At 61.3% G+C, this 22,656-nt stretch carries 16 protein-coding genes; 8 read left to right on the top strand and 8 right to left on the bottom strand.

Translation table 11 applies throughout. The features are described 5' to 3' along the window. Positions 1 to 18 precede the first annotated feature (18 nt). Positions 19 to 981: a CobW family GTP-binding protein gene (locus P5706_RS32570; RefSeq protein WP_285684584.1), complete on the top strand. Its 963-nt coding sequence runs from the start codon at positions 19 to 21 to the stop codon at positions 979 to 981. Here P5706_RS32570 and P5706_RS32565 read toward each other — a convergent pair. After that, complete coding sequence (locus P5706_RS32565; RefSeq protein WP_058421086.1) at positions 975 to 1,370, bottom strand: DUF3301 domain-containing protein; 396 nt, start codon at positions 1,368 to 1,370, stop codon at positions 975 to 977. The two genes, P5706_RS32570 and P5706_RS32565, sit on opposite strands and share 7 nt — an antisense overlap. A 117-nt stretch (positions 1,371 to 1,487) precedes the next feature. Here P5706_RS32565 and pdxY point away from each other — a divergent pair, with 117 nt between their 5' ends. Beyond that, on the top strand, positions 1,488 to 2,306 hold the full coding sequence (pdxY, locus tag P5706_RS32560; RefSeq protein ID WP_285684581.1) for a pyridoxal kinase PdxY: 819 nt from the start codon (positions 1,488 to 1,490) through the stop codon (positions 2,304 to 2,306). A 184-nt stretch (positions 2,307 to 2,490) separates the two neighbouring features. Here the strand turns inward: pdxY and P5706_RS32555 are convergent, their stop codons facing one another. Beyond that, positions 2,491 to 2,976, bottom strand: a complete 486-nt coding sequence (locus tag P5706_RS32555; RefSeq protein ID WP_003213461.1) for an acyl-CoA thioesterase — start codon at positions 2,974 to 2,976, stop codon at positions 2,491 to 2,493. A 292-nt stretch (positions 2,977 to 3,268) separates the two neighbouring features. On the opposite strand from P5706_RS32555, the gene P5706_RS32550 reads away from it, so the two are divergent. Further along, the gene (locus P5706_RS32550) at positions 3,269 to 5,032 is read left to right on the top strand and encodes a cation:proton antiporter (RefSeq protein WP_200431047.1); all 1,764 of its coding nucleotides are present in this window, start codon (positions 3,269 to 3,271) and stop codon (positions 5,030 to 5,032) included. Between the two features lie 165 nt (positions 5,033 to 5,197). On the opposite strand, the gene P5706_RS32545 is transcribed toward P5706_RS32550, so the two are convergent. The 3 genes from P5706_RS32545 to uvrD all read right to left on the bottom strand — a co-directional run bounded on the left by P5706_RS32545 (position 5,198) and on the right by uvrD (position 9,092). Continuing rightward, positions 5,198 to 5,605: an SMI1/KNR4 family protein gene (locus P5706_RS32545; protein ID WP_017135771.1), complete on the bottom strand. Its 408-nt coding sequence runs from the start codon at positions 5,603 to 5,605 to the stop codon at positions 5,198 to 5,200. Between the two features lie 135 nt (positions 5,606 to 5,740). Continuing rightward, the gene (locus P5706_RS32540) at positions 5,741 to 6,613 is read right to left on the bottom strand and encodes a Tim44 domain-containing protein (RefSeq protein WP_058421089.1); all 873 of its coding nucleotides are present in this window, start codon (positions 6,611 to 6,613) and stop codon (positions 5,741 to 5,743) included. Between the two features lie 295 nt (positions 6,614 to 6,908). Continuing rightward, complete coding sequence (gene uvrD / locus P5706_RS32535; protein ID WP_017135773.1) at positions 6,909 to 9,092, bottom strand: DNA helicase II; 2,184 nt, start codon at positions 9,090 to 9,092, stop codon at positions 6,909 to 6,911. 279 nt (positions 9,093 to 9,371) lie between these two features. On the opposite strand from uvrD, the gene P5706_RS32530 reads away from it, so the two are divergent. The 3 genes from P5706_RS32530 to P5706_RS32520 all read left to right on the top strand — a co-directional run bounded on the left by P5706_RS32530 (position 9,372) and on the right by P5706_RS32520 (position 13,692). Beyond that, complete coding sequence (locus P5706_RS32530; RefSeq protein WP_285684571.1) at positions 9,372 to 12,245, top strand: putative bifunctional diguanylate cyclase/phosphodiesterase; 2,874 nt, start codon at positions 9,372 to 9,374, stop codon at positions 12,243 to 12,245. Between the two features lie 162 nt (positions 12,246 to 12,407). Further along, entirely contained in the window at positions 12,408 to 13,274 is an 867-nt protein-coding gene (gene hexR / locus P5706_RS32525) for a transcriptional regulator HexR (protein WP_003177007.1), read from the top strand. 223 nt (positions 13,275 to 13,497) lie between these two features. Next, positions 13,498 to 13,692, top strand: coding sequence for a PA3496 family putative envelope integrity protein (locus P5706_RS32520; protein WP_017135775.1), 195 nt, complete (start codon positions 13,498 to 13,500; stop codon positions 13,690 to 13,692). On the opposite strand, the gene P5706_RS32515 is transcribed toward P5706_RS32520, so the two are convergent. Next, positions 13,622 to 14,596: a LysR family transcriptional regulator gene (locus tag P5706_RS32515; RefSeq protein WP_200431049.1), complete on the bottom strand. Its 975-nt coding sequence runs from the start codon at positions 14,594 to 14,596 to the stop codon at positions 13,622 to 13,624. The genes P5706_RS32520 and P5706_RS32515 overlap by 71 nt on opposite strands. A gap of 196 nt (positions 14,597 to 14,792) precedes the next feature. On the opposite strand from P5706_RS32515, the gene P5706_RS32510 reads away from it, so the two are divergent. Both P5706_RS32510 and oadA read left to right on the top strand, forming a co-directional pair. Further along, positions 14,793 to 16,208 carry an acetyl-CoA carboxylase biotin carboxylase subunit gene (locus tag P5706_RS32510; RefSeq protein ID WP_003213442.1) on the top strand — a complete coding sequence of 472 codons (1,416 nt, stop codon included), beginning with the start codon at positions 14,793 to 14,795 and terminating at the stop codon, positions 16,206 to 16,208. 11 nt (positions 16,209 to 16,219) lie between these two features. Beyond that, a complete protein-coding gene (gene oadA / locus P5706_RS32505) occupies positions 16,220 to 18,028 on the top strand; it encodes a sodium-extruding oxaloacetate decarboxylase subunit alpha (protein ID WP_285684566.1) in 1,809 nt (602 codons plus the stop codon). An 82-nt stretch (positions 18,029 to 18,110) separates the two neighbouring features. On the opposite strand, the gene P5706_RS32500 is transcribed toward oadA, so the two are convergent. Further along, positions 18,111 to 19,382 carry an autotransporter outer membrane beta-barrel domain-containing protein gene (locus tag P5706_RS32500; protein ID WP_285684563.1) on the bottom strand — a complete coding sequence of 424 codons (1,272 nt, stop codon included), beginning with the start codon at positions 19,380 to 19,382 and terminating at the stop codon, positions 18,111 to 18,113. A 109-nt stretch (positions 19,383 to 19,491) separates the two neighbouring features. Further along, positions 19,492 to 22,461: an autotransporter outer membrane beta-barrel domain-containing protein gene (locus P5706_RS32495; RefSeq protein ID WP_285684561.1), complete on the bottom strand. Its 2,970-nt coding sequence runs from the start codon at positions 22,459 to 22,461 to the stop codon at positions 19,492 to 19,494. Positions 22,462 to 22,656 lie beyond the last annotated feature (195 nt).

The raw sequence follows: 22,656 nt of genomic DNA, 5'->3' as shown, positions 1-22,656 counted from the left end.
CGGCCTGAATGAAGCCCCATGCTGCAGAACATTCCCACCCACGTGATTGCCGGGCCTTTGGGCGCCGGCAAGACCAGCCTGATCAAACACCTGCTGGCCCAACGCCCGGCCAACGAGCGCTGGGCCGTGTTGATCAATGAGTTCGGGCAAATCGGCCTGGACGCTGCCTTGCTTACACAGGACGACGACGGCATTGCGCTGGGCGAAGTGGCCGGTGGCTGTTTGTGCTGTGTGAATGGTGCACCGTTCCAGGTGGGGCTTGGCCGCCTGCTGCGTAAGGCCAAACCGGATCGGCTGTTTATCGAGCCCTCGGGCTTGGGTCATCCGGCGCAGTTGCTCAAGCAGTTGCGCGAGGCGCCATGGCAAGGCGTGCTCGCGGTTCAGCCGTGTGTGTTGGTATTGGATGCCCAAGCGTTGGCCGCGGGTAAGGCATTGCCGCAAGCGCAGCAGGAAGCGCTGGCCAGCGCCGGTTTGCTGGTAGTGAACAAAGATGAAGCGTTGGATGCCTCACAGCGCCAGGCCATAGAACAGCAACTGCCTGCTTGCCCGATCTACTGGACCCGCCAGGCGCAATTGCCGCTGACGCAATTGCCCGGCCTGAATGAACAGGCTGGCGCGGCTGTGGATAACTTAGACGTGCCCAAAGGCCTGGCACAGATACCGGCGATCTGGACTGATCCTGCGTTGCCCATTTGCTTGAGCCAGGCTCAGGAAGGCGGCTGGAGTATCGGTTGGCGCTGGCATCCGAGCCAGTCGTTCGACATTGCGCGCCTGCACAGCTGGCTGTCAGGCCTTGAATGGCGCCGCGCCAAGCTGGTTATCCACAGCGGCGTTACCTGGGTGTCGGCTAACGCTGTGGATAATAGTCCACTCACCTGGCAACCCAGCGAGTGGCGCCGTGATTCACGTATCGAGTTGATTTTCAGCCAGCCACAGGACGTGGCTGGGCTACAGAGCGCGCTGGCCGCCTGCCGTCAGTGACGGGTTTTGCTGGCGTGATCCTGGCGCCATTGGCTCAGCTCGATGACTTCGGCGCTGGGCAGCGGCGTTTTAATCTCAAACGGGTAGGGCGCCAATTCGATCTGCGCGCTGTGGGCGCCGAACTGAGTGATAGTCCCAGGATGGCGGGCTTCGCCGGTCACGGTGAACTCAAAGTTATAAATGCGCGCCAAGCGGCGCCGACCATTGGCATCTTTCACAAAACCGATGCGTTTGAGCGCCACTGCGCCGTCGAGCAGTTCGATATCCAGCTTGGCGCAATGCTGCTTGACCCGCTCCAGCGCCTTTTCGCGCAGGCCGTGGTTGTGCCACACCCAGGCGGCACCGGTCGCCAACAGCATCAACACGAAGATGTTTCCCAGGGTCAGCATGCGATGAACTCCAACAAAGTAAGAGCAGCTTAACTGTGTCTCTGGTCTGTCGTACAGGCTGCGTTTAGTCGCATACTGCGCGGCCAGAATTCAAACGGCTTTACGGAAATCTCCCGCATGAAACGCACACCTCATCTGCTTGCGATCCAGTCTCATGTGGTCTTTGGCCACGCCGGAAACAGCGCCGCCGTATTCCCTATGCAGCGCGTCGGGGTGAACGTCTGGCCGCTGAACACGGTGCAGTTTTCCAACCACACTCAGTATGGCCAGTGGGCGGGCGAAGTGCTGGCGCCGCAGCAAATTCCGGCGTTGGTAGAAGGCATTGCCGCGATAGGCGAGCTGGGCAACTGCGATGCGGTGCTGTCCGGCTACTTGGGCAGTGCCGACCAGGGCCGAGCGATTCTGACCGGCGTGGCGCGTATCAAGGCCATCAACCCCAAGGCCCTGTACCTGTGCGACCCAGTCATGGGCCATCCGGAAAAAGGCTGCATCGTGCCCCAGGAAGTCAGCGATTTCCTGCTGGACGAGGCGGCGGCCATGGCGGATTTTCTGTGCCCCAACCAGCTGGAGCTGGACAGCTTTGCCGGGCGCAAGCCGCAATCGTTGTTCGATTGCCTGGCGATGGCCAAGGCGCTGCTGGCCCGTGGGCCGAAGGCGGTGTTGGTCAAGCACCTGGATTACCCGGGCAAGCTGCCGGAAGGTTTCGAGATGCTGCTGGTTACCGCTGAAGGTAGCTGGCACTTGCGCCGGCCGTTGCTGGCGTTCCCGCGTCAGCCGGTGGGCGTGGGCGACCTGACGTCGGGGTTATTCCTGGCGCGGGTGCTGTTGGGTGACAGCCTGTTGGCGGCCTTTGAATTCACCGCCGCAGCGGTGCATGAAGTGCTGCTGGAAACCCAGGCCTGCGCCAGTTACGAGCTGGAGCTGGTACGGGCCTAGGATCGGATCGCGCATCCGCGCGTGCGCTTCGAGGCCACGCCGATCGAACTATAGGCACACAAAACCCAATGTGGGAGCTGGCTTGCCTGCGATAGCGGTGTGTCAGGCGACAAAGATGTCGACTGTCAGGCCCTCATCGCAGGCAAGCCAGCTCCCACATTCGATTGGGTTTACAGCTCGGGATTTATGGCCCGTCGGCCTTGATTTCCTGGTAACGCTTCTCCAGCTCCTGACGGATCTGCCGACGCTGCTGCGCCTGTACAAACCGGCGCTTGTCTTCGCTGTTCTGCGGCTGCAGCGGCGGCACGGCGGCGGGTTTGCGCTGGTCGTCCACGGCCACCATGGTGAAGAAGCAGCTGTTGGTGTGACGCACCGAGCGCTCGCGGATGTTCTCGGTCACCACTTTGATGCCCACTTCCATCGACGTGTTGCCGGTGTAGTTGACCGAGGCCAGGAAGGTCACCAGCTCGCCGACATGGATCGGCTCGCGAAAAATCACCTGGTCGACCGACAGCGTCACTACATAACGGCCCGCGTAACGGCTTGCGCAGGCGTAGGCCACTTCGTCGAGGTACTTGAGCAGGGTGCCGCCGTGAACATTGCCTGAGAAGTTGGCCATGTCAGGGGTCATCAATACCGTCATCGACAGCTGGGCGTTTCCGGGTTCCATAGCACACTCACGGGTTGTAGGCATTGGTTGGGGGACACCTCTACGGGTGCTGGAATCTTTACAGCGCTCTCCCTAACGGGACGCCAATGGGCGGCTTGCCGTCACGCGAATGCCGATCTGTTTCCATATATTGCACCGGCTTTCTGCCGGAAGTCGCGGTGTTAACCTTCAAAAGCCCATCTCAGGGCATTTCTTACGATCAAGGCAGACTTTTCCTTCCGCGCTTCGCGACTGTTCAAGGGCGCGTGCGGAAGTGGGAAAAGCGCCAGTAGCCCTCAAGGAGCCCCTCGCCATGCACGCCATCAGCTTTATCCAGGACTTGGCCGTGATCATGCTGGTGGCAGGGGTTGTCACCATCCTGTTTCACCGTCTCAAGCAGCCGGTGGTGCTGGGGTACATCGTCGCCGGGTTCATCATTGGCCCTCATACGCCACCGTTCGGTTTGATCCACGACGAAGACACCATCAAGACCCTGGCTGAGCTTGGGGTGATCTTCCTGATGTTCTGTCTGGGCCTGGAGTTCAGCCTGCGCAAGTTGTTCAAGGTCGGCGCCACGGCGTTTATCGCGGCCTTCCTGGAAATCATCCTGATGATCTGGATCGGCTACGAGATCGGCCGCTGGTTCGACTGGAACACCATGGACTCGCTGTTCCTCGGCGCGATCCTGGCAATTTCCTCGACCACCATCATCGTCAAGGCGCTCAATGACCTGAAGATGAAGAACCAGCGTTTCGCCCAGCTGATTTTCGGCGTGCTGATCGTCGAGGACATCCTGGGCATCGGCATCATCGCCTTGCTGTCGAGCATCGCCGTCAGCGGCACGGTGAGTTCCGGCGAGGTGTTCTCTACGGTCGGCAAGCTGTCGCTGTTCATGATTGTGGCGTTGGTGATCGGTATTTTGCTGGTGCCGCGCCTGCTGGCCTACGTGGCCAAGTTTGAAAGTAACGAGATGCTGCTGATCACCGTGTTGGGCCTGTGTTTCGGCTTTTGCCTGCTGGTGGTCAAGCTCGAATACAGCATGGTGCTGGGCGCGTTCCTGATCGGCGCGATCATGGCCGAATCTCGCCAGTTAATCAAAATTGAGCGCCTGATCGAACCGGTTCGCGACATGTTCAGCGCAATCTTCTTTGTCGCCATTGGCTTGATGATCGACCCGCAGATCCTGCTGCAGTACGCCTGGCCAATCGCGGTGATTACCGTGGCGGTGGTGCTGGGCAAGATGCTGTCCTGCGGCCTGGGGGCTTTTATTGCCGGCAACGATGGCCGCACCTCACTGCGTGTGGGCATGGGGCTGTCACAGATTGGTGAGTTTTCCTTCATCATCGCCGCGCTGGGGATGACCTTGCAGGTGACCAGCGACTTCCTCTATCCGGTGGCGGTGGCGGTTTCGGCGATCACCACGCTGCTCACGCCGTACTTGATTCGCGGCGCTGACCCGTTGTCGTTGAAGATTGCCGCGGTAATGCCCAAGCGCATGAGCCGGGTGTTCGGCCTGTATGGCGAATGGTTGCGCAGCATTCAGCCTCAAGGTGAGGGCGCGATGCTGGCGTCGATGATTCGCAAGATCATCCTGCAAGTGGGGGTTAACCTGGCGCTGGTGATCGCGATCTTCTTTGCCGGGAGCTTCTTCGCGGCGCGCATTGGCGGGTATCTGGAAGGCTGGATCAGTGATCCGAGCTGGCAGAAAGCATTGATCTGGGGTGGGGCGTTGCTGCTGTCGCTGCCGTTTCTGATTGCGGCGTATCGCAAGCTCAAGGCGCTGTCTATGCTGCTGGCGGAGATGAGTGTGAAACCGGAGATGGCCGGGCGGCATACCCAGCGTGTGCGAAGGGTGATCGCAGAGGTGATCCCGGTCCTGTCGCTGCTGGTGATCTTCCTGCTATTGGCAGCCTTGTCGGCGAGTATTTTGCCGACCAACAAGTTGCTGGTGCTGATTGCCGTGGTCACGGCGGCGGTGGCGGCGGTGCTCTGGCGGTGGTTCATCCGCGTGCATACGCGGATGCAGGTCGCCTTGCTGGAGACCCTGGATAACCACAAAGATACGCCGGAGCACTGATGTCATTGTGGCGAGGGAGCTTGCTCCCGCTGGGGTGCGCAGCAGCCCTAAAACAGTCACCTCGCCACGCCTGGAAAAACGCTTTGCCCTGGTTGGGGCTGCTTCGCAGCCCAGCGGGAGCAAGCTCCCTCGCCACAAAAGCGGGGTCACCTAAGGTTTTGGGGCTCAGCTTTCCAGCCAGACGTCCCGCGCCCAGTGCCACACCGATTCCCAGGTTTCTTCGGTGACCAGTTCTTCTTCGCCGGACCACAGCACCACGGTGCCGTCTTCTTCGACGCAGTAGTAGTCATCGCCGTCCTGGCAGATCGGGATCATGCTGCGGTCAACACCGGCGTCCCAGGCGTTGGCGGCAACGTCCGGCAGGTAGGTGTGGGACTGCGGGTCGGTGACGGTCACCGGTTCCAGGCTGCCGTACACCACATCGCTGACAGTCAGCAGGAATTCACGGAAGACAAACGGGATGTCGATGAACAGTTGTTCCTCGATTTCCACAATCTGATCTTCGTCAGGCAGCTCCAGAGGAACCGGGACCGGTTCGTTGGCTTCACGCAATTGTTCGATGATTTCTTCCACGGCCGGGATCCTCTTGCTAGTTGGCGCGGTTAATAGGGCGTTTTATACAGTAGCTCGCTATAAGTGCAACCGCGAAATAGAAAACCCCGGAACATGTCCGGGGTTTTTATTACCAAGTGCTCAAGCGTGCGGTTATCAGCCGTTCTGGCGGATACCGGCGACCAGCCAAGGCTGGTTCTCGCCTTGCGGGCGTTCCATGTTCCAGCTTTCGCTGAACACTTCGCCCTGGTCGAAGCGCGAGGTCTTCGACACACCGCTGAAGGTCAGGGTGGCGATGGTCTTGTCGGCGCGATCATCCACACCGTCCAGTTGCACGCGCAGGTCGTCGATGTAAGTCGACTGGAACGCGTCACCGATCTCGGCGCGTTCGCGCTTGAGGAACTCCAGCAGTTGCGGGGTCACGAACTCGGCGATCTTGTCCATTTCGTTGGCGTCCCAGTGCTGCTGCAGGGACTGGAAGTGGCTGCGGGCCGCTTCGACGAAACGTTCTTCGTTGAACCAGGCCGGTGCATTGATCACCGGACGGGCGGCGGCAGGCGCAGCCGAACCACCGAAGATCGAGCCCATGGCTGGTTTTTGCTCGAACACTTCACGCTGCATCGGCGCGCCGGCTGGAGCCAGGTGCTCCTGCTGCTTGCGTCGACGGGCGGCGATAAAGCGGAAGATCACAAAGGCGATGACCGCCAGGATCAGGATGTCGAAGATCTGCATGCCCTGGAAGCCGCCGCCCATGAACATGGAAGCGAGCAGGCCACCGGCGGCGATACCGGCCAGTGGGCCTAACCAGCGCGAAGCACCGCCGGCCTTGGCGGCAGCGCCAGCAGCACCGGCTGCGCCTGCGGTCGCGGCTGCGCCGCCCACGCCACCGGCGGAAGGAGCCATTTGGCTGGTCTGGTGAGTCGGCGCCGAGCCCATGCTTTTGCCGCCACCGAAGCGCTTGGCGTTGGCGTCGAGGCTCATCGTCAGGCCGATGCACAACGCCATGGCGATGCTAAGAAAACGTTTCATAAAGGGAATTCCCATTTGTGGATTGCACGCGCGCCATGTTGCACAGGTGTCGTGACAGTGGCTAGCGACATAATGTTTCGGGCTTTTGCGTAAGACCGATTCAGAATGGCCCGTAGGACTTATCTCAGATATTGGCCCGTACTGCTTAAAAACAAGGGCACCACCGCAGATCGTTCCCACGCTCTGCGTGGGAACGCCGCCTGGGACGCTCCGCGTCCCGCTTTGAAGGGGGGACGCAGAGCGTCACTGGATGCATTCCCACGCGGAGCGTGGGAACGATCATGAGGCGCCCTCGTCAGACGGCTTCGAGCTTTGCATAGCCCATCATCAGCCACTTGCTGCCCTCGGCGAAGTTCACCTGTACCCGTGCCTGGGCGCCGGCGCCTTCGAAGTTGAGGATCACACCTTCGCCGAAGATCGCATGCTTGACCTGCTGGCCAAGGCTGAACGGGGTTTCCGGTATTTCGGAGCCGGCGAACATGCTGCTGGAGTTTTGCTGCTGGCCGCCGCCGAACGGTCGGCTGACGCTGTTGGACAAACGCACTTCCTGGATCAGACCTTTCGGCACTTCACGTACGAAGCGCGATACCTTGTTGTAGGTCTCGCTGCCGTACAGGCGTCGGGTCTCGGCGTAGGTCATCACCAGATTCTGCATGGCGCGGGTGATGCCCACGTAGGCCAAGCGGCGTTCTTCCTCAAGGCGGCCGGGCTCTTCCAGGCTCATCTTGTGCGGGAACAGGCCTTCTTCCATGCCCACCAGGAACACATACGGAAATTCCAGGCCCTTGGCGCTGTGCAAGGTCATCAGCTGGATGCTGTCTTCATGCTCATCGGCCTGGGTATCACCGGCTTCCAGCGACGCATGGCCGAGGAAGGCGGCGAGCGGCGTCAGTTCTTCATCTTCCTCGGTGTTTTCGAAGGCGCGGGCAGCGCTGACCAGTTCCTCAAGGTTTTCTACCCGGGCCTGGCCTTTCTCGCCTTTTTCCGCTTCGTGATAGGCGATCAGGCCGGACTGCTCGATCACCGTCTGGGTCATCAAGTGCAGCGGCATTTCTGCGCATTTGGCCGCCAGGTTCTCGATCAACTCGACAAACACGCCCAGCGCCCCGGCGGCGCGGCCGGTCAGGCCCTTGTTGGCGATCAGCAAACGCATGGATTCCCACATCGACACATCGGCGTGGCGAGCGTGGTCGCGAATCGCTTCAACGGTTTTCTCACCGATGCCACGCGCCGGGATGTTGATCACCCGCTCCAGCGCCGCATCGTTGCCACGGCCTTCGAGCAAGCGCAGGTAGGCCATGGCGTTCTTGATCTCAGCACGCTCGAAGAAGCGCTGGCCGCCATAGATGCGGTACGGAATGCGCTCGCGCAGCAAGGCTTCCTCAAGTACCCGCGATTGGGCGTTGGAGCGGTACAAAATCGCGATATCGCTGCGCGCCAGGCCGGTTTTCAACGCGCTTTCGATGGTTTCCACCACGTAGCGTGCTTCGTCGTGTTCATTGAACGCGGCGTACAGGTTGATCGCTTCGCCTTCGCCGCCGTCGGTCCAGAGTTCTTTGCCCATGCGCCCGGTGTTGTTGGCGATCAAGGCGTTGGCAGCCTTGAGGATGCCGGCGGTGGAGCGGTAGTTCTGTTCCAGACGGATGGTGATCGCGTCCGGGAAGTCGTCGGAATACTGGTAGATGTTCTCGATTTTCGCGCCGCGCCAGCCGTAGATCGACTGGTCGTCGTCGCCCACCACCATCAAGCTGTCGCCGCCCTTGGCCAGCAGGCGCAACCAGGCGTACTGCACGGCGTTGGTGTCTTGGAACTCGTCCACCAGAATGTGCCGGAAGCGTTTCTGGTAATGGGCCAGCAAGCCTGGGTTGTCGCGCCACAGGTCGAGGGCGCGCAGCAGCAGCTCGGAGAAGTCGATCACACCGGCGCGCACGCAGGCGGCCTCGTAGGCTTCATAAATGCTGCGCATGGTGGCCAGGAACAAATCGCCGCTGGCCTGGATATGTTGCGGGCGCAGGCCTTCGTCTTTCTGACCGTTGATAAACCATTGCGCCTGACGCGCCGGCCAGCGTTGCTCGTCCAGGCCCAGCTCGCGGATCACCCGCTTGACCAGGCGTTGCTGGTCATCGCTGTCGAGAATCTGGAAGGTCTGGCTCAACCCTGCTTCCTGCCAGTGCGCCCGCAACAGGCGGTGCGCCAGGCCGTGGAAGGTACCCACCCACATGCCGGCCGGGCTGATGCCCATCAACTGCTCGATGCGGTGACGCATCTCGGCAGCGGCCTTGTTGGTGAAGGTCACCGACAGGATGGAATGCGGGGACGCGTTTTCGACCTGGATCAACCAGGCGATACGGTGCACCAGCACTCGGGTTTTACCGGAGCCAGCACCGGCCAGGACCAACTGACGGCCAACGGGGGCTGCGACAGCCTGGCGTTGGGCATCGTTGAGGGAGTTCAGCAAAAGGGAGAGATCATCGCGCATCGGCGCATTCTAGGGTGCTGCGGGGAGTCGGGCAAATCCCAATGCCGGGTGGTCGATACAAAACTTTCCGGGCGATCCTGGCCGCGCAAACATTCTGCTGGCGGTGATGACCGGTTGGTCATGGCCCACAGCCCGCGCAGGGTCTAGCTCAAGCGCTTTGGCCGCGAAGTTTGCGTGCAAACACCGCGGGGTTTTTATGACTTGGAGCAGTTTGGCCCAAGCGCTTGCTTGTGTATGCTCCGTCCACGTTTCGGGCTCACCATTATAAGAACACTGCCTATGACTCTCAGTCCCGACCTGTTTGGCCCCTCGGTGGCGCCCGCGCAGGTCATCCGTAAATATTACGCAACCGAGATGGCGGTCGAACGCACTCGCCTGTTGTATCAAGGCTCCTTGCTGCCGACCTTATTGATGCTGGTCAACGGCCTGGTCTGCGCCTGGTTGCTGTGGAACCCCAAGCAATACCTGTTGGACAGCATCTGGCTGGTCTGGCTGCTCGCCCTGGTGGCCCTGCGCGTGATCCAGGTGGCGGCGTTCGATTCGGCGATGCCCAGCCGCCAAGCCCTACCGATCTGGCGGCGCATGTTCATGCTCGGCTCGGCGGTCAGTGGCCTGACCCTGGCCACCGCCGCCATCGCCCTGGTGCCGGCGGACAGCTTTATGCAGCAGGCCTGGGTGTTCGGGCTGATCGGCGCCGCAACGCTGTCGGCCAGCGTGGCCTATGCCGTGAGTTTGCCGGCGTTCCTGTCCTTTGCCGTGCCGTGTCTGGTGCCGGCGATTGTCTATCTGTTCTGGAACGGCACTGCGCAGCAACAAGGTTGGGGCGTGCTTGGCCTGATCCTGCTGGCCTCGTTGAGCCTGGTGGCCTGGCAGGTCAACCGCCTGATCCAGCGCGGTTTGTTGCGGCGCTTTCAGAACCAGGCGCTGATCGAGCATCTTCAGCAGGCGCAGCAACGCAGCGAGCAATTGAATCAGGAACTGGTGCGCGAAGTCGGCCAACGTCGCCAGGTCGAACAGGAATTACGCGACGCCCAAATCGGCCTGCAAGACCGCGTGACGCAACGCAGCCAGGAACTGGACGCCGCCAGCCTGGCCCTGAATAAAAGTGAAGCGCGCCTGGCCATGGCCCTGCAGGCCAGTGAGTTGGGCCTATGGGACTGGAACCTGCAAACCGACGAGGTGCATCACACCCAGCTCAAAGAGTTGTTTGGCCTGGAGCCCGAGTACGTCACGGCGATGCTCAGCCACCTCAAGCCACGCCTGCACCCCGAAGACTTGCCGCTGCTCAAGCGTGCGCTGGTGGAGCACCTCAAAGGGCGCAGCGAGGATTACCAGGTGGAATACCGCGTGCGCCATGGTGACGGCCATTGGGTGTGGATCGAAGACCGTGGTCGTGCCGTGGAGCGCACGCCCAGCGGTCGCGTCACGCGCATGCTCGGCACCCGCCGTGACATCAGCGCCGACAAGGCCCTGGAGGAACAGCAACGCCTGGCCTCGACGGTGTTCGAAGCGGCCAGCGAAGGCATCGTGATTCTGGACCCTGAGTACGTGCTGATCGCCGTCAACCAGGCCTTCAGCCGCGTCACCGGCTTTGAAATCGACGACATGATCGGCCGCAATGTTGTCGAACTGCCCAGCAGTCGCGACGCCCGCCGGCACTTCCCGGTGATCCGCCAGGCACTGCTCAGCCATGGCACCTGGCAGGGCGAGTTGGTCGAAACGCGCAAGAACGGCGAGCTGTACCCGCAATGGCTGCAATTGAATGTGGTGCGCGATGCTCGGGGAAAAGTCAGCCATATTGTGGGCTTCTTCGCCGATCTATCCGCGCGGCGTGAATCCGAGGAGCGCATGCGCTACCTCACTCACTATGACGAGCTGACCGGCCTGGCCAACCGTTCGCTGTTTCGCGAACGCCTGCGTGAGGCGCATGCGCGGGTGCGCCAAGGCGGGCGCAGCCTGGCACTGCTGCATATCAACCTGGACCGCTTCAAGCTGCTCAACGACAGCCTCGGCCATGAAGTTGCCGACCAACTGTTGCAGAAAATGGCCCGCCGTCTGATCAATGCCTTGCCCGAAGCTGACACCATCGCACGCCTGTCCGGTGATGAGTTTGCGGTGCTGTTCGATGCCTACGGCAGCCTGTCGAGCCTGGCACGGGTGGCCACGCGGCTGCTCGCCAAATTGCGGGTGCCGGTGACGGTGGAGGGGCATGAGCTGGTGGTCAGCGCCTCCATGGGTGTCAGCTTGCTGCCGGATAATGCGCGGGAAATTTCTGCGCTGGTCAGCCAATCGAACATGGCCATGCAGCACGCCAAACATTTGGGCGGCAATAATTTCCAGTTCTACACCGACAGCCTGCAAGCCAGCACGCTGGAGCGTTTGCAGCTGGAAAACCATCTGCGCAAGGCCATCGACGAGCGCCAACTCACGGTGTTCTATCAACCGAAACTGTGCCTGGCCACGGGCAAACTGAACGCCGCCGAGGCGTTGGTGCGTTGGGAGCATCCGCAGTGGGGCATGGTGCCGCCGGGGGACTTTATCGGCTTGGCCGAAGAGACCGGCCTGATCGTACCGCTGGGCGAATTCGTGCTGCGCCAGGCGTGCTGGCAGGCGTGCGAATGGCAGCGCCAGGGGCTGGCGCCGATCCGGGTGTCGGTGAACCTTTCCGTGCATCAGCTGCGCCAGGGCAAGTTGGTCAGCCTGGTGCGCCAAGTGCTCGAAGAAACCGGCCTGGACCCGCAATACCTGGAGTTGGAGCTGACCGAAAGCCAACTGCTCGACAGCGTTGAGCACATCATCGCGACCTTCCAGCAACTGCGCGATCTGGGCGTGAAACTGGCCATTGATGACTTCGGCACCGGGTATTCATCCCTGAGCTACCTCAAGCGCATCCCGGTGGATTACGTGAAGATCGACCAGACGTTTATCCGCGGGCTTGGTCAGGGCCGGGAAGATGCGGCCATCACTCGCGCAATCATCGCCATGGCCCACGGGCTGGCGCTCAAGGTGGTGGCCGAAGGTGTGGAAGACCAGCAGCAGCTGGATTTCCTGCGCGGCGAACGCTGCGATGAAGTACAGGGTTACTTGATCAGTCGGCCGATGGCCGCTGAAGGGTTGGCAGATTTATTACGAAAAAATGCAGACTTTCCTTAAAGACCGCCACGCCGCCCCTGTGGCTACAAGGTGGCTGCCCGCTGATTCAAAGGGCATCAGGGCAATTTAGTGATGCATCGGGCGGGCAAAACGGTAATTCTTGTAGTATAACTACAAGCTTGCTACATCCCTGGCGTCTGCCAATAACAAGAGTCCTGCCCTTTGAACCTGTTGCAACATATCGCCCAGTCGCGCCACCTGTTACGCAAATCGGAACTCAAGGTTGCCGATCACGTGCTGCTTGACCCTGCGGCCGTGATGCACAGTTCCATGGCCGACCTGGCCCACAGCGTGGGCATCAGTGAGCCGACCATCGTGCGCTTTTGCCGTGCCATCGGTTGTTCCGGGTTCCAGGATTTGAAACTCAAGCTGGCGCAAAGCCTGGCGGCCGGTGCGAGCTTCGGGCAGTTTGCTATCCATGAAGACGACTCCGTCGCCGACTACAGCCTGAAAATCTTCGACACCACCTTGCACACGCTGATGGAAGTGCGCGAGAAGCTCGACCCGGTGGAGTTGCAAAAGGCCGTGACCGCCATGTCCCAGGCCCAGCGCGTGGAGTTCTATGGTTTCGGTGCGTCCGGCGCGGTAGCGGCCGATGCCCAGCACAAATTCTTCCGCCTGCTGCTTACCGCAGCGGCCTACAGCGACCCGCACATGCAGGCGATGTCGGCGGTGACCTTGAAGCCGACCGACGTGGCCATCTGCATTTCCCAGTCGGGGCGCTCCAAAGACCTGCTGATCACCGCCAACCTGGTGCGTGAAAGCGGCGCTTCGTTGATCACCCTGTGCCCGAGCCAGACGCCGTTGGCGGAGCTGTCGACGGTCAACCTGGCGATCGACGTGCACGAAGACACCGAGATCTACACGCCGCTGACCTCGCGTATTGCGCATCTGGTGGTGATCGACGTGTTGGCGATGGGCGTGGCCATGGCGCGCGGGCCGAGCCTGGTCAACCACCTCAAGAGCGTGAAGCGCAGCTTGCGCAGCCTGCGGTTGTCACCCAAGTCCGTCAAAGCCCTCGACGACTGATTCGAGGTCGTCCTCGGTCAAATGTGGGAGCTGGCTTGCCTGCGATGGCTGTGTATCAGTCGCCGGATATGTCGGCTGACCCACCGCTATCGCAGGCAAGCCAGCTCCCACCTTGGTTTTGCGCTTATTTCAGAAGATTCATCGTCCTGTAACCCTCGCGCCGCCAAACCGTCATCCCTTGCGCCCATTCTGTACTCCCCGTACTCGCATTGGGAGACTCGAAATGGCCCGGCACTACGAAGACAGCAGCACCGTCAAAACCCGTCGTCAGCAAGAAGACCAGCGCCGCATGGCGTTCCGTCGTGCAATCGAAGACCGCTGCGAGGAGCGCCAACTGCTCCAGAGCATCAGTGACTACCCGGAACTCCACTGGCAGGCACCCGCGGCTGCCCAGCGAAACGCTCAGCCAGCGCGCTGATCTGTACGCGTTCGCTGCGGATAAAGCCCAGGAACGCATGGGCCACCGGTGACAGGCGTTTGGCTTTGGCTTGCACCAGGCACCAACTGCGGTACAGCGGCAGTTCTTCCACCGGCAGCTCCTTGAGCCCGCCGGTGGCCAGCTCCAGGTTGACTGCGTGGCGCGTCAGCAACGCCACGCCCAACCCTGCGCTGACGCACTCGCGCTGCGCCTCGGCCGAGGCCACTTCCACCGTCTGGGTGAAGTGCACGCGTTTTTCCTTGAAGTACTCCTCGCAGGCCAGTCGCGTGCCGGAACCTGGTTCGCGGATGAGCAGCGTGTAGGGTTCCAGGTCTTGAAGGCGCAGTGGCCCTTGCAGGCTCAGCGGGTGGTCGAGCGGCGCCACGGCGACAATCGGGTTGTTAAGGAATGGCAGGAATTCCAGGCCCATGTCTTGGGGCACCATGGACATGATCACCAGGTCGTCGCGGTTGTCCGACAGCCTGCGAATCACTTGGGCGCGGTTGACCACCGTAAGGTGCAACTGCACCTCCGGGTGTTGACGTTTAAAGGCCGCGAACAGGTGCGGCACGAAGTACTTGGCGCTGGATTCGATCGCCAGCTTCAGCTGGCCTTGCAGCGAGCCCTGCATGTCCGACAGCTGCATATCGAGGTTTTCCAGGCGCCCGAAAATATCCCGGCTGGCCCGCTGCAAGGCTTCTGCCGCTTCAGTCATGTAGAGCTTTTTGCCGACGTAATCGAACAGCGGCTGGCCGATCAGCTCTTCAAGCTGGCGAATTTGCAGGCTGACGGCCGGTTGCGTGAGAGACATTTCCTCGGCTGCGCGGCTGTAGGAGCGTAAATCACACACTTCATTGAAGATCTGAAGTTGACGCAATGTCATACGCATCAATGACTTACGCATTATTTAAATCCTCTCGCCCAAGGCCGTCCGGCCAACTATAAGTCTTTACTTATACACAACCCAATAATTATTGATTTTTGTTAATCCTCCGTTGCGCCTAGTGTGTGTCTCGCGACTGTCATGAAACATTTGGTCACGCGCCGACCCGGATCCAACGGGTCGTAGAACGCAGCAATCGGCTCAAGGGAATTTCCAAGTGATAAAAAAGATCCTGATCGCCAACCGTGGTGAAATTGCCGTACGAATCGTGCGTGCCTGCGCCGAGATGGGCATTCGCTCGGTCGCGGTTTACTCGGACGCCGACCGCCACGCGTTGCACGTTAAACGTGCTGACGAAGCCCACAGCATTGGTGCCGAGCCGCTGGCCGGTTACCTGAACCCGCGCAAGCTGGTGAACCTGGCCGTGGAAACCGGTTGTGACGCCTTGCACCCAGGTTATGGTTTCCTCTCGGAAAACGCTGAACTGGCGGATATCTGCGCCGAACGCGGGATCAAGTTCATTGGCCCGTCCGCCGAAGTGATCCGCCGCATGGGCGACAAGACCGAAGCGCGCCGCAGCATGATCAAGGCCGGCGTGCCGGTTACGCCGGGCACCGAAGGCAATGTCGCCGACATCGCCGAAGCCCTCACCGAAGGCGACCGCATTGGTTACCCGGTGATGCTCAAGGCCACCTCCGGTGGTGGCGGTCGCGGCATCCGTCGCTGCAACAGTCGTGAAGAACTTGAACAAGCCTTCCCACGCGTGATCTCCGAAGCCACCAAGGCCTTCGGTTCGGCGGAAGTGTTCCTGGAAAAATGCATCGTCAATCCCAAACACATCGAGGCGCAGATCCTCGGTGACAGCTTTGGCAACGTGGTGCATCTGTTCGAGCGGGATTGCTCGATCCAGCGTCGCAACCAGAAGCTCATTGAAATCGCCCCAAGCCCGCAGTTGACGCCTGAACAGCGCGCCTACATCGGTGACCTGTCGGTGCGCGCGGCCAAGGCCGTGGGTTACGAGAACGCCGGCACCGTGGAGTTCCTGCTCGCCGAGGGCGAGGTGTACTTCATGGAAATGAACACACGGGTGCAGGTGGAACACACTATCACCGAAGAAATCACCGGCATCGATATTGTGCGTGAACAGATCCGCATCGCCTCGGGCCTGCCGCTGTCGGTGAAACAGGAAGACATTCAGCACCGTGGTTTCGCGTTGCAGTTCCGCATCAACGCCGAAGACCCCAAGAACAACTTCCTGCCAAGTTTCGGCAAGATCACCCGTTACTACGCGCCCGGCGGTCCCGGCGTGCGCACCGACACGGCGATCTACACCGGCTACACCATCCCGCCGTTCTACGATTCCATGTGCCTGAAACTGGTGGTGTGGGCGTTGACTTGGGAAGAAGCCATGGACCGCGGCCTGCGTGCCCTGGACGACATGCGCCTGCAAGGCGTGAAGACCACCGCCGCCTACTACCAGGAAATCCTGCGCAACCCGGAATTCCGCAGCGGCCAGTTCAACACCAGTTTCGTGGAAAGCCACCCTGAGCTGACCAACTACTCGATCAAGCGCAAACCCGAAGAGCTGGCCCTGGCCATTGCCGCCGCCATCGCCGCCCACGCAGGCCTGTGAGGAATATAACAATGAGCAAAAAGATTTTTGTCACCGACACCATCCTGCGCGACGCACACCAATCGTTGCTGGCGACCCGCATGCGCACCGACGATATGCTGCCGATCTGCGACAAGCTCGACAAAGTTGGCTACTGGTCCCTGGAAGTCTGGGGTGGCGCGACCTTCGACGCTTGCGTGCGCTTTTTGAAAGAAGACCCGTGGGAGCGCCTGCGCAAACTGCGCGCCGCGTTGCCTAACACACGCCTGCAAATGCTGCTGCGTGGCCAGAACCTGCTGGGCTACCGCCACTACAGCGACGACGTGGTCAAAGCCTTCGTCGCCAAGGCTGCTGTGAATGGCATCGACGTGTTCCGCATTTTCGACGCCATGAACGACGTGCGTAACCTGCGCGTGGCCATCGAAGCGGTCAAAGCCGCCGGCAAACACGCCCAGGGCACCATTGCCTACACCACCAGCCCGGTGCATACCATCGAGGCGTTTGTGGCCCAGGCCAAGCAAATGGAAGCCATGGGCTGCGACTCGGTGGCGATCAAGGACATGGCTGGCCTGCTGACTCCGTATGCCACCGGCGAACTGGTCAAGGCGCTGAAAGCCGAGCAAAGCCTGCCGATCTTCATCCACTCGCATGACACGGCTGGCCTGGCAGCGATGTGCCAACTCAAGGCGATCGAAAACGGTGCCGACCATATCGACACTGCCATTTCCAGCTTCGCCTGGGGCACCAGCCACCCGGGCACCGAGTCGATGGTCGCCGCCCTTAAAGGCAGCGAATTCGACACTGGCCTGAGCCTGGAACTGCTACAGGAAATTGGCCTGTACTTCTACGCCGTGCGTAAGAAGTACCACCAGTTCGAAAGCGAATTCACTGCCGTCGACACCCGCGTGCAAGTCAACCAGGTGCCGGGCGGGATGATTTCCAACCTGGCCAACCAGTTGAAAGAGCAGGGCGCACTCAACCGCATGGGCGAAGTGCTGGCCGAAATCCCGCGTGTGCGTGAAGACCTAGGCTTCCCGCCACTGGTCACGCCGACCTCGCAGATCGTCGGCACCCAGGCGTTCTTCAACGTGCTGGCCGGCGAGCGCTACAAAACCATCACCAACGAAGTAAAGCTCTACCTGCAAGGCGGCTACGGCAAAGCGCCTGGCACCGTGAACGAGAAGCTGCGTCGCCAGGCCATTGGCAGCGAAGAGGTGATCGACCATCGCCCGGCCGACCTGCTGAAGCCGGAGATGACCAAGTTGCGCGGTGAAATCGGCGCATTGGCCAAGTCCGAAGAAGACGTGCTGACCTACGCCATGTTCCCGGACATCGGGCGCAAGTTCCTCGAAGAGCGCGACGCCGGCACCCTGGCGCCTGAAGTGCTGTTGCCGATCCCTGAAGCCGGCGGCGTGGCGCGTGCCGGTGGTGAAGGCGTGCCGACCGAGTTCGTCATCGACGTACACGGCGAAAGCTACCGCGTGGACATCACCGGTGTCGGCGTGAAAGCCGAAGGCAAGCGGCACTTCTACCTGTCCATCGACGGCATGCCCGAAGAAGTGGTGTTCGAACCGCTCAATGAGTTTGTCAGCAGCGGCGGCAGCAAGCGCAAGCATGCAACCGAGCCGGGCCATGTCAGCACGGCGATGCCGGGCAACATCGTCGACGTATTGGTCAAGGAAGGCGACGTGGTCAAAGCGGGCCAGGCCGTGCTGATTACCGAAGCCATGAAGATGGAAACCGAAGTGCAGGCAGCGATTGCCGGCAAGGTAACCGCCGTTCACGTGGCCAAGGGCGACCGGGTCAACCCTGGCGAAATCCTGATTGAAATCGAAGGCTGATACCGCCTTCGACACTACCGCTTAATCCTCGGGGGGGCAGGTGCCCCCCTTTTTTTTGCCTGAAATTTACCGGTCTGCGCGGTTAAAAACTCATCTTCCACTCGCCTGTCAGGCCCTGGCTGCGGCTATGGGTACCGGCTTGGGCGCTGTAGGTCATGCCGACACTGTGTTCGGTGGACAGGGCGAGGTCCAGGCCGGCTTGCATGTCGAGGCTATTGCGGTCCAGCGAGGTGCCGGTGATGGTGAAGCTGTCGATGTTCCCCTGTGCGGCGCGCGAGGATTGGCGCACTTGGCTGTCGACTTCACCGTAGAGGTGCTTCCAGTGGGTGCTCAGGTGGGGTGTGAGGCTCATCCGATTGTCGAACCGGTACACCGTGGCCAGTCGCAAGCCAAAGGTGCTGCTCAGGTTTTGCTGGGTCTGTGATCCAACGTTCAGCGCGGTCAAACCACCGGCTTCTTTGAAGCTTTCACGGTGGTAGCGCTGATAGCCCAGGCCTGCGAAGGGTTCTACGTGAACGTCGGCACTGCCCAATTGGTAGCCCAGCTCGGAAAACACCGTTTGGCTTTGAGCGTCGTATTTGCCCTGGAGTTGCTCCTTGTAACCGAGCAGGTTGACGTCACGTTTGTTCTTGCCCGCGTGATCGCTGTAGATCGCCCCCAGGCGCAGGGCCAACGGGCCGTCCTGGCGCACGGCATAGCCGCCCAGGTGCAAGCTGTCGAGTTCGCCTTTGAAACGTTGAGCCTGAAGCTCGCTGGTGGACTTGGCGCCCATTACGCCGACTCGCCAGGCCTCACCCACGGCCCAATCGGCGCCCAGCATCAAGCCTTTGGTGCCCTGTTTGAGCCCGTCGCTGCCGCCTTGTTTATCGAGCTTGCCGCCGTTGCCAAGGCCTTGAATCCAAATGTTGCCTTCGTCATCGTTGGGCAGCGTGCGCAGGGTGGAGAGCAATGAGTTGCTGATGTGCGCGGTGGCGTTTTGGGTCGCGCCAGCCAAGTTGGCATTCTGGCTGCCTGCCAGCTGCTCGAACGCCGCACTCAGGCCGCCCGGTTGTTGGGACAGTGTGTCACCGGCTTTTTGCAGGCCTTCGATTGCTTCCCAGGTCAGGTCGTCGGCTTGCAATGCACCTTGCACAGCAGGTTTAAGCACCGCAGCCAGTTGTTGGCCGTTATGAGTCGTCGCCTGGTTGAAGTAGCTGTCGAGGGGTTCGGTCTCGGGCGCAGGCTCGTAGGGCCAAGGGTCATTGGCAGCGTTGAGTTCGAACTTGAAAGGGTCGCCTGCCAAAGCAAAGGACGAACTGGCTACGCCAACGGCCACGGCGATAGCGCGGGCAAGGTTCAGGGCGGAAAAGGGCATGAAGTCGTGACCTCTGATGAATGAGGCCAGGAATTTAGCGAGATGGCGGGGCGATAACTGTCAGGCTATCGACCCCTGATTTGAGTGAGTTGTCTCTACTGCGGTGCGATTAAAATCGCATTTGCCATTGGCCCGTCAGCGCGTGATTGCGGCTGTTGCTGCCCAGCTCGCCGGTATAGCCAAGGCCCAGGCTGTGGCGAGCCGACAAGCCCACGTCCAGGCCCGCTTCCAGCAACAGGCTGTCGCGGTCCAGCGCGCTGCCCTCAACATTGAACGCCGTACCGCCGGCCACGAAAGCCTGGCGCGTGTTGCTGTCGACTTCCCCGTAGGTATGTTTCCAGCCGGCGCTGACGCGCGGCGTGAGGCTGATGCCATTGTCCAATTGGCTAAGGTGCGCCAGGCGCAGGCCGAAGGTGCTGCTGAAATTGTCCTGGGTCTGGCCGTCCACATGCAGCGCGGCGGCCCCGCCTTTTTCGCTGTAGCTGTCACGCTGGTAGCGCTGGTAGCCAAGGTTGGCGAACGGCTCGGCACTCAGGCGCCCGCTGCCCATGGCGTAGCCGAGTTCGGCGAAGGCCTGCTGGCTGTTGGCGTCATAGTCGCCCTTGGGGCGGTCGCTGAAACCGTTGAAGGCCACCGTGCGTTTGCTGTCGCCCTGATGCCCGCTGTACGCAGCGCCCAGGCGCAGCGCCAATGGGCCGTTTTGGCGCAAGGCATAGAGGCCGGCGTGCCAACTGTCGACGCTGCCGTCGACGCCAGTAGTCTCCAGGTCGGTCTTCGAATAGCCGCCCAGCACGCCTACGCGCCAGTCACTGTCGAGCGCCCAATCGGCGCCCAGCAACGTGCCCTTGGTGCGTTGGGTCAACCCGTTACTGCCGTGCTCGCCGTCGAGTTTGCCGTAGCTGCCGATCCCTTGCAGCCACAGGCGGCCGCGTGCGTTCGGGTCGTTGAGGTTGCGTGCATCGCTGGGCACGCTGGTGGCGGCGAGCGCGGGTGTGTCTTTTTGATCCAGCCCAACCAGCAGTCCGGCACCACCGCCCATTTGATGCATGGCGGCCAGCATGCTGTTGCCCACTTGGGCGCTGGCGCCCAGGGTGGCGCTGGTGAGGTTGGCGGTGCTGCTGCCTGCCAGTTGCTCAATCGCCCCACCTGCCGTGGCATTGGTGGTGTTGAGCAAGGCGTTATACAACGGGCTGTTCTTGCCCAGGCCCGCCAGGCTGTTGGCCGCGTTGGCGCCGTTGCGGGTCGTGGCGAACTGGTTGAAGGCGATGTCATTGCGGCTGTACGTCAGGCCAACCTGGGTGGGGCTGTAATCCAGGGTCGGGGTCAAGAAAGCGTAGTCGCTGGTGACGTTGCCAAAAGTGCCGTTGATGCTGCCTGCTTGCAATACGGTGTAGTGGCTTTGCCAGGGGTACGTACCTTCGCCGGGGTTGACCGCCAGGGTCGCGCGATTGAGATACGCCGTACCACCGACTTTGATCGGCGCACTGCTGCCATCGGCGTTCACGCCGTAGGCCAGGGTCGAACCGCCGCCCATCTTCAAGTCGCGGGTGATGGTCGCGGTGCCCAGGGCCGTATTGGTCTGCAAGGTGCCGTTGACCACCAGGCCGCCCACCGAACCGCCTCCGGCATAAGTACCGCCGGCGTCGACCGTCACGTTACCGGCAATACTGCCTTGGTTGATCAGCTTGGCTCCGCTGAAAATCTCACCGCCATCGCTGAAGTCGCCATTGCTGGTGAGCGTCCAAATGCCTTGTTTGACGTCCAGCCACTCGAAATTACGACTGTTGCCGAAACTGCCGCCCGCCGGGTCATCCATGATCACACGGTCGTAACCAGTACCGCCGTCCACCAGGCCGACAAAGCGGCTGCCACCGAGCAGCACCAGCTTGTCGTCGCCGCCGCCCAGGTCGAGGGCCAGGCCGTTGCTGCCGCTGATCGTGCCGGCGTTGATCACCGTGTCGGCAAAGTTGCCGACGAACTTCACCCCAAAACCATCCAGGCCTTGAATAACGCCGTGGTTCTCCAGGGTGGTCGCGGCCACGCCTGGGCCGTCGCTGCCATCGTCCACCAGCACCGCATTGTTGGCGCCGCTGACCAGCGCACCCTTGGCGTTGTACACATAGCCGCCGCCCAGGGCGATGCCTTCACTGCCGTTGGCAAAGCCGTTCTTGTCGACACCGCCCGCGCCGACGCCCTGGATGACCCCGTAGTTTTCGATGTGGGCGACCTTGTCGATGTCCACGCCATCGCCGTCGCCATCCGGTTGCAGCCCGGAGAACGCGCCGGTGATGGTGCCGTGGTTGATCACTGTGCCGTCGCCATCGGAGCCAAAGCCCGATCCGTTGCGGCCGATCACCGTGCCGTAGTTGGTCAGCGTGGCGCCCAGGTCAGTGGTGATGCCGTGACGGCCACCGGAAATCAGCCCGTAGTTGGTCACGGTCACGCCGGTGGCGGAGTCGATGTCCACGCCGTCGAATTTCTCATCACGGTTATGGGTGTCGCCGCTGGAAATCTCGCCGTAGTTGGTGATGCTGGCGTTGGCACCGGTCTTCATGCCGTCGTTGGCATCGCCACGAATCAAACCACCGGCGCGGTTGATGATCGTGGTGGTGACGTTGGCGCTGCGCAGTGCATCCAGGTTCAAACCCCGGCCGGAGGCGGAACGCAGGGTGCCACTGTTATCAATCAACACGCTGCCATTGGCGAAGTTGCTGTTGATGCGCAAGGCGTCGTTGCTGCCCTGGATCACACCGCCCGTGCGGTTATAAATGCTGTAGTTGCGCGTGGTGTTGGCGTCCCCCGTGACGTCGATGGCCCGGCCGCCTGTGGACAGGATCTTGCCCGCGTTATCCACCACCACGCCTACGCCGCTGGTGCCATCCTTGAGACCGACCGCCACCCCGGAGGTGGTGATGCTGCCCGGCGCCGAAACCTTCAACGAATCACTGCCACCCAGGGTTTGCCCGGTGGTGGTGGGGGTGTCGATCTGCAGGTTTTTGGTAGGGGCGGGCGCAGCTTCTGCGAGGCCGCTGGCCAATACGGCAATGGCGAGAGCGAGGCGATGGGGCGACAGTGGCATGGCGGACGACCTTGTTATGGAAAACGAGGCGACCTGTATAGCGGAGGGGGATTGCAGGAATGTGTCAGAGCGGTGACGGGGCTAAGCACACAGTGAGCATCGCTGAAGAGCCAATGTGGGAGCGGGCTTGCCCGCGATGGCGCAGTGTCAGGCAACCTTTATGTTGCTGAACCACTGCAATCGCGGGCAAGCCCG

Origin of the sequence: Pseudomonas sp. ChxA (assembly GCF_030263855.1) — a bacterium.
Taxonomy (GTDB): Bacteria; Pseudomonadota; Gammaproteobacteria; order Pseudomonadales; family Pseudomonadaceae; genus Aquipseudomonas; species Aquipseudomonas fluorescens_CB.
Note: the sequence above shows the minus strand (reverse complement) of the source record. Positions and strands in the feature narration are given on the sequence as shown.